The sequence below is a fragment of the Nostoc sp. genome (assembly GCF_036917775.1).
In the GTDB taxonomy this organism is placed as follows: domain Bacteria; phylum Cyanobacteriota; class Cyanobacteriia; order Cyanobacteriales; family Nostocaceae; genus Nostoc.
The window spans coordinates 126726-134580 of sequence record NZ_JBALEQ010000021.1; the positions used below are offsets into that span (position 1 = coordinate 126726).

A 7855-nucleotide genomic window follows, 5' to 3' on the forward strand; every position below is an offset into this window, starting at 1 on the left:
CTCTGTGAATTTTACAAGTAATTCAGCTAACATACTGCTGAACCATAATTTTTAATTAGTTTATTTGGTAAACGCAAAATAATGCGGCGTTTGTGACGCAAAACTGTTCCTTCTTCCTCCAATTGCTGTAAAAGGCGGGTAACTGTTACTCGCGTGGTATTTAATACTTCAGCAATATCTTGATGGGTAACATTTAAATCAATTAGCTTTCCCTTATCTACATCACGTCCAAATTTTTCACTTAACCACACCAAAAATTGCCATAAGCGTAGCGAAATTGGTTTTCGATGCACAATACTCAGTAGATCCTCGGCTTGTTGAATATGGGACAACAAAGCATTAATATCTTGATGCCATAAATGAGGTGGTACAATGCTTACTTCTACGCCTGTGAGACATTCAATTTGGTAGGGCTTGACTCTAGATAAAGGATAGCCAATCAGATCCCCTAATCCCCAATAACCAAGAGTGATGAATGTTCCATCTTCATCCCACGTTAAGGTACGAACTGCACCATATTCAATACGCCAAAGTACGTCATTTTGAAGTGGAATTACTTCCCTACGGGTAAATATCTGCTGGGGAAATTGTCCGCTTAAAGCAGAGCTATTTGACACGGCAGAAGAGTTTGAAGTAGGAGTTATGGAATATATCATTAACAGTAACTACATAATTATCAGGCAATCTCGATATTTAAAATGATTAAGAAACTCTAATAATTTGTATAAATCAAAATCCACCTGTGTATCTAATTATGTGTATTTTACCCATGAGAGCTAAAGACTAACTCAAAATCTTTTCCTTGAAACAACTTCTTGTTTTAGGTATCTATCAGTTAGCTAGATACTAATTCTTTTCAGTTGTTTATTTGTTACTTTAGTTGTGCAAGTTTAAGAATAGGTAAGCTTTTAGTAAAATGTTTACTTAAATTATTTTTATCGAGCAAGTTTTCAACCGAAAAAGGTGGGTTTCTCTCGCACCCATACGGAGTATGAGAACGAGCGAAACCGCATTAAGCTAAGTCTTTAAGACTTGTGTATACACCGTAGACCCAAACGCAGCGACGGGACTTTTTTTACTGGAAGTCCCTATTGCGTTTAAAATATTGATTGGAAAACCTCTTCTTGTGCAGAATAACGCACCGACTCCTAAATCTCAAATCTAAAATTGGTAAGGTAAAAATCTTTTAATTTGTATCCGCCAAAAATAACTCTCCTGTAGAGTGGGCATCTTTCCCGCCCTAGTTATGCAAATTCAATGCGCGACAGCTTGCTTTTACCTACGCACTTGACCACTAAATCCAGCAGCCTTAAACTGCTTCAGCTTCAACGGAGTAGGTTGATTTGCTGGTACAGAAATTCTCAGTTGGAAATCGCTAATCCCTGGCGGCACTTCAGTAATAGAACCTAATCGAGTGCGGTTTTGCATCACTGAGTCATTGTTAGCATCATAGATGCGTCCAAAAATATCTGCGTCGTAGACTGTTTTATTTGTGCCATTTTCTGCTTTGCCAATCACAATAAAACAATTGGCAGCCGCACTACCACTACTGATAACAGCCCCTTGTGCCAGTTCTGGCGGACAATCTTTATAAGAAACATCAAATAATTTAATCTGTGTCAACGCTATAGCAGGGGGAGTAATCACCCACGATAGCAAGGCGATGAGACAGGAAATAAAAACGACCGTGAGTGACCGCAACCGCATACAAGACCCCGTTACTTAATCCAAAAATATGTAACTTATAACCTCAGCTTACCTGAATTTAACTACAAGGGGATTGAAGACCTTAATTTAACCTTTCGTACCCACTGTTATCAAAGGTAGAATTCTTGTGATATCCGTATAGGAATCATTAAAACTCCCCTACACACACTAGAAAAAGTAATAATTAGGGAAATAAACCCTCAATTGCGATTAAATTATGACTCCAGATGAGATTGAAGCATCTATGCTCGCAGCCTTTAATGATTGTGATGCAGCTAGCTGTCCTCTCACTGACGCGCAGAAACAGATTTTACTGCAAGTGGTCGAGCAAATTCAGGGAAATTCTACCTCTAGGGCATCAGATATTGCTAATCCTTTAGACGAACTTACACCAGAGGAGTTAGAAGTATTTTTACAGTTTGTTAAAGATGAAGAACAGCGCAATCGCACTTGGAAAGTGCAATTACTTAATGACTGGCTGCTAGAAAATGACTCTGGAACAGTACAATTTATCCGGGAACGCTACGGTTTACAGTGGCTCAATCGTGTTGAGTCATGCCATTTTGATAAGTATTCTTATTTTGAGGATGCACTAAAGTTAAGAGTAGGCGATCGCATTGAAGTTTCCAATGCACTATGGGAATGGGTGCAAAAAGATGGGCCTTGTAAGCGCGAATGGTTTCCTTGTATGGTGATTAAGGTCGAGGAAATTAGCGATGGCGATGATTCCTCTACTAACTGCGTCGTCCGCTTCTTCAACGGCGCTGAGTATGAAATTCAAGGAATCTACGAATGGAATCGCTATAACTGGCGTTGGCCGTCGAAATAGTGCTGAGTGATGAGTGCTGAGTAAACCTCATTGAGTCTTTGAACTCCGTTAATGAGGCTTTGAACTCCGTTAATGAGGCTTTGAACTCCGTTAATGAGTCTTTGAACTCCGTTAATGAGTCTTTGAACTCCGTTAATGAGTCTTGGAACTCCGTTAATGAGTCTTGGAACTCCGTTAATGAGTCTTGGAACTCCGTTAATGAGTCTTGGAACTCCGTTAATGAGTCTTGGAACTCCGTTAATGAGTCTTTATACTCTGACTGCTGCTGTACGTTAATGAAATTATTGTTTGAACAACGCCCACGCCAAAAACCTCTCGGTATAATATAACGCTAATTGATTGCTCACACCGTTGAAGACGGCATCAAAAGCGTGTTCTGCCCAAGGAATTTGTAGAAAAACCGCAGTATTACCAGAATCATGTAAACGTTCATACATCTGTCTGCCAAATCGGGCTTCCACCAAATGGTCGCGACTACCGTAAATTAATAAAGTTGGTGGTAAAGAGTGCGTTAGATAATTTATCGGTGAAGCAATTTCGTACTGATTAGGCAATTCTTCTAATGAACCACCGAGAAATGCTTTTAAAACAGCGCGGGTGTTAATAGGATCGGGAACTGGTGGCGTTTTGTATCCTTCAGTCAAGTTAACAGGCCCGTAATAGTTAATTACAGCCCGAATAGGTGGTGCATCTGTTTGATAAGCCGCTAGCATTGCTAGGTGCGCTCCCGCAGAACGTCCTATAAGTACCATACGTTCTGGATCGGCTTCATAAGTTGCTGCATTTTTGCGAATAAAATTTAAGGCTGTACGCACATCATCTAACTGAGTTGGAAACTCATATTTAGGTGCGTGTCGATAGTCGATTGCAAATACTGTATATCCCTGATGAGCGATATATTGATTAAACTCAGAATTGGCATGAGGGTTTCCATATTGCCAAGCTCCACCATAAATTACTACCACTGCTGGATATTTCCCTACCTGTGGTGGTTGGTAAACTTCCATTTTTAAAGGCACTCCCGCAGGAGAAGCAAAAAGAATATCTTTTTGATAACGGATTTTACTTAATGCAATACCCCGAAAAGAATTGACTAAATCAAAGGGATGGGTTTGCATTTTAGCCCTTACTTGGACTGGAATCTGCTCTAGATAGTGCGTTCCCAATCCTTGTTTCATCGCTTTATCCATCTGCATTTGAGTCAAAGGGATATTCGCTAGCACCCATGCACAAATTAGCAATCCTATTGAACTGAAAATGGAAGCTAAACGCCGTATTTTATAGCGACGGATGTAGAAAAAAGAAAGCAATAAAGAGAATAAATTTAATAACAATAACCAAGGACTGACTTCTGGCGCTCCCACAGCTAGCGTGAGTAAAGACATATTTGGAGCCGGAAGAAGAATCCAAGAACTAAGAAATAGACTTGTGAAACTTAGTAATAATACAAGCCATGAAAAAACTATTTGGGGTTTAGGAAACATAAATTAGAATGCGGTAATAATGACTGCAAAGCAAATAAATAGCTCCGGCGAAGGAATATCGCAGCTACACAAACATTCGCCGTTGGCGTTACCGTTAGCGCAGCGTCTTTGGGATGAAAAGGGTAGCTCACGGACGTGGGCTATACAACCACTTGTTTTTTAACACCTATCTGTGTGTCTATAAAGCTCATGTCAACAAGGTTTATAGACACACTTTAAGAGCTACTTACGGATTTTAAAAAGCTATCACTAAAAGCAATCTAGCTCAGGGGAATTATTTCTCTATCAACTTAAACCCAAATGTTTTTGCAAAGCTTGACGCATCACTTCTACAGGTACATTTTCCTGCTGCAACCAAATTTTTAATGCTGCTACCCCTTGCTGGACTAGCATTTCTAAGCCATCGATCGCAATTGCACCTTGTTTTTCAGCTTGCTCTAGAAATTGCGTCGGTTTAGGGATATATATTAAATCGTAAGCGATCGCACCCGTTGGTAAATTAGCTATTTCCTCTCCACTCAAAGGCGACTCATCAACCTTGGGATACATCCCTATGGGGGTTGTGTTTACCAGCAGATTAGCTTGGGGAATTAGCTTTGAAAGTTCCTCCCATTGGTGAACTTGCAAATTTTCACTTATAGATGAATTACTCCAACTATCGCGGAATTCTTGTAATCTCTGCACATTCCGCCCAACAACGTGAATTTTGGCAAAACCTAGTTGCTGACAACCTGCTACAACTGCTCTGGCTGCGCCACCATTTCCTAAAATTACCGCTACCTTCTGACTCCAATCTTGCTTATAGGTTGTCTGTAAAGGGGCGATAAATCCTTCTATATCTGTGTTTGTCCCCACCCATTGGTTATTTTGGCGACTAACTGTATTCACAGCCCCTATCATTCGAGCAAGAGGGGTAATTTCTGAGAGCAGGGGCATGATTGCCTGTTTGTGGGGGATTGTAACACTAAAGCCGACAACACCAATAGCGGCAAAGCCTGCGATCGCTACTTCTAAATTCTCTGGTGCTATGGGAAAGGGAAGATAAACATAATCTAATCCTAAATTAGCAATCGCAGCATTATGCATTGCTGGCGACAGCGAATGTTCTACCGGATGTCCAATTACCCCTAGCAGTTTGGTTTTACCCGTAATCAATTTGTCATTTGCCATTTGTCAATAAATCAGTAGTGATTTTTCCCTGCTCAATTCTTATAACGCAAGGATTCCAGTCTTTATTATCACTACATATTTACCCAATTCTTACACATCACGGGCTTTGAAAAAATTGTAAATGGCAAGCGCAATCGCTATAAGTAATACTGCATGAATTAAATTTCCAGCAATATGAAGTACTAATCCTAATGCCCAAAAAGCAACCAGTACAACAACAATACCCCAAAGTATACCTAACATATATTTACTTTTAGTAAGGTGATTTTTATTTGTTCAGATATTTTATCGTCTAACTTGAGTTTTATCCTATTTGCCTTAAGATAGATTGGGAAATTTAAATCATCTTTCTTAAGAAGTAATTTGCAAGCATTTATTCTTTTTGAATAGCTAGATTTATATCCTGCTGCCATACAGGAGCAGCACTTTCAAAATTCAAAATTATGCCTAATGTGAATTAGAAAAAAAGGCGGTAGAAGTAATGAAGATGAAAGTTACCAGCTTTTCAATTCAGACTTCTCCCATGACTAGCATAGACTTTGGAACGCTATTAACAACCATTGACTATCCTTTAGCAAAACTTCGGACTGCAAATAAGCTTCCCATTAATCCTACAGCTGCACCGAAACTCAAAAGAATCAAGGGTAATAGTAAAACTTGGGCTGGAGTGAGTTGCACACCATTGCTGATAACTTGAATAAACTCAGGTTGATTGGCTAGCAATTTACCAAGAAACTGTTGAATCACAGAGATGAAACTCCAAGCGATCGCACCACCAACTAAACCAAAAGCAATTCCTTGTAAAATAAACGGCAGGTAAATCCAAGCTGAGGTTGCTCCCACTAGTTGCATAATTTCAATTTCTTGCCGTCGCGCCATGACAATCAACCGAATTGTGGTTGTAGTCACTGCGATCGCTGTTAAGGTCAGAATAATCGTAATTGTTAAAGTAATCCAGTTCAGCCCTCGGTGCAACTGGGCAATGCGTTTAACTGCTTCATCGATATACTCCACCGTCTCAACTCCTGGCAACTTAGCCAGTTGCGTTGCTAAAGTTGGTACAACTTGAGAATTACGCGCTTTCACTTTCATCTCGTCAACTAAAGGATTCTCACCTAGCTGCTGTGTAGCACCCTCAATATCAGAAATTCTCATTTCCTTAACTAGCTTAGTCCAAGCTTGCTCTTTGGTAATTGTTTGCATCGCCGCGACCTCTGGCATTTTTGCGATTAGTGGCTCAATGTTTTCGGCCCGTGTATCCGGTTCAAGATAAACTGATACTTCTAGCTGACTACCGAACTGATAGAGTAGTTTTTCGACTTGCCAAGAGGTTTGCAAACTCAAACCAAATAAAAATAGTAACACTGTCACAGTACTTACAGCCGCCCAATTCATCCAACCTCCCCGCAGTAAACCGAGGAAAGTTTCTTTAAGCAGATAGTCTAGTTTCGTGAAAGACTTAAACATAATTCGTAATTCGTAATTCGTAATTAGATAGTTCCCCATTCCCCATTCCCAATTCCCCATTCCCCAACTTGATAGAATTAAAGTAATAGGATTTTTCACCACTAGCCATTGAGACTCATGCCTTCTGAAATTGCTGTAGAGAAAAAAAAGTTAAAAAATCCACCTTTGGAGCTTCATTATTTAGGCGATCGCGTGCTGCGTCAAGCTGCAAAGCGGGTTTCTAAAGTAGATGACGAACTTCGCCGGATGGTGCGGGAAATGCTGCAAACTATGTACAGCAAAGATGGCATTGGTTTGGCTGCCCCCCAAGTGGGAATTCACAAACAACTAATTGTCATCGACCTAGAACCAGAAAACGCAGCTAATCCGCCTTTGGTGTTGATTAACCCCACCATTAAACAAGTCAGCAGCGATATCTCTGTTGCCGAAGAAGGATGCTTAAGCATTCCTAATGTATATCTAGACGTAAAGCGTCCTGAAGTCGTGGAGATAGCCTATAAAGACGAATATGGTCGTCCTCGAACATTAAAGGCTAATGCCCTTTTAGGACGCTGTATTCAGCACGAAATGGATCACCTCAACGGTGTAGTATTTGTAGACCGTGTAGAAAACTCCTTGACTTTAGCCCAGGAGCTATCTAAAAATGGCTTCTCGTATCAAGCGGTGAAACCAATAGCATAGGGGGCTAGTAGTGTATTTAACTCCAAAAAGCAGTTTATTTCTGGGTGGTTCTTGTGTAAGTGCGATCGCAGCTGTTGGTTCGATTTTTGAACTCAGTTACGGACAACCAGATTTGGGTTTCCAAGTCACGGCGATTATCCTCGCATTGAGCATTCCACTCACCGGATTATTTTTCTTTGCCGCAGTGAAGGACGCAAGGGCTAACATGAAATAAGCATCAGGTACATAAAAAAGGTAAAAGGATGAAGGAAAAGGCAAAATTCATTCTTTTACCTTTTATTTTTACTCTGGATCTTCCACTGCCCCTAAAGCTTTCAGCGTTACTAACTGCGCTGCGGTTAACCCCGTCACGTCGGTGATATTCATCCCTTCGTAGGGTTTTGGCGATGTCTACGAGGGGTGGTTCCTAAGCGCAGCCTCTCGTACTGGAGTTTAGACTAAGCCATGCAAAATGACCCAGCAGGGCTGAGTTAATCAGAGACTTAGCAAAAGTATGAATAATCTTAGGTATTAAACA

Annotated in this window: 9 protein-coding genes; 3 read left to right on the top strand and 6 right to left on the bottom strand. The window is 40.5% G+C overall.

Going from position 1 to position 7855, the window contains the following annotated elements; all coding sequences use genetic code 11:
- Positions 1–26: 26 nt before the first annotated feature.
- Positions 27–656 carry a Crp/Fnr family transcriptional regulator gene (locus V7K69_RS03355; RefSeq protein WP_335031404.1) on the bottom strand — a complete coding sequence of 210 codons (630 nt, stop codon included), beginning with the start codon at positions 654–656 and terminating at the stop codon, positions 27–29.
- Positions 657–1275: 619 nt separating this feature from the next.
- Positions 1276–1707 (bottom strand): biotin carboxylase, encoded by a 432-nt coding sequence (locus V7K69_RS03360; protein ID WP_335031406.1) that lies wholly within the window; start codon positions 1705–1707, stop codon positions 1276–1278.
- A gap of 217 nt (positions 1708–1924) precedes the next feature.
- Here V7K69_RS03360 and V7K69_RS03365 point away from each other — a divergent pair, with 217 nt between their 5' ends.
- The gene (locus V7K69_RS03365) at positions 1925–2536 is read left to right on the top strand and encodes a hypothetical protein (RefSeq protein ID WP_335031408.1); all 612 of its coding nucleotides are present in this window, start codon (positions 1925–1927) and stop codon (positions 2534–2536) included.
- 281 nt (positions 2537–2817) lie between these two features.
- Here V7K69_RS03365 and V7K69_RS03370 read toward each other — a convergent pair whose 3' ends face one another.
- From V7K69_RS03370 to V7K69_RS03385, 4 genes are all read right to left on the bottom strand, one after another.
- Positions 2818–4020, bottom strand: a complete 1203-nt coding sequence (locus V7K69_RS03370) for an alpha/beta hydrolase (RefSeq protein ID WP_335031410.1) — start codon at positions 4018–4020, stop codon at positions 2818–2820.
- Positions 4021–4305: 285 nt separating this feature from the next.
- On the bottom strand, positions 4306–5190 hold the full coding sequence (locus V7K69_RS03375) for a shikimate dehydrogenase (RefSeq protein ID WP_335031412.1): 885 nt from the start codon (positions 5188–5190) through the stop codon (positions 4306–4308).
- A 90-nt stretch (positions 5191–5280) separates the two neighbouring features.
- The gene (locus V7K69_RS03380) at positions 5281–5433 is read right to left on the bottom strand and encodes a lmo0937 family membrane protein (protein ID WP_012410576.1); all 153 of its coding nucleotides are present in this window, start codon (positions 5431–5433) and stop codon (positions 5281–5283) included.
- A 321-nt stretch (positions 5434–5754) separates the two neighbouring features.
- Complete coding sequence (locus V7K69_RS03385) at positions 5755–6657, bottom strand: cell division protein FtsX (RefSeq protein WP_335031419.1); 903 nt, start codon at positions 6655–6657, stop codon at positions 5755–5757.
- 117 nt (positions 6658–6774) lie between these two features.
- Here V7K69_RS03385 and def point away from each other — a divergent pair, with 117 nt between their 5' ends.
- Both def and V7K69_RS03395 read left to right on the top strand, forming a co-directional pair.
- Positions 6775–7338, top strand: coding sequence for a peptide deformylase (gene def / locus V7K69_RS03390; protein WP_335031414.1), 564 nt, complete (start codon positions 6775–6777; stop codon positions 7336–7338).
- A 10-nt stretch (positions 7339–7348) separates the two neighbouring features.
- Positions 7349–7552, top strand: coding sequence for a hypothetical protein (locus V7K69_RS03395; protein WP_012410393.1), 204 nt, complete (start codon positions 7349–7351; stop codon positions 7550–7552).
- Positions 7553–7855: the final 303 nt, after the last annotated feature.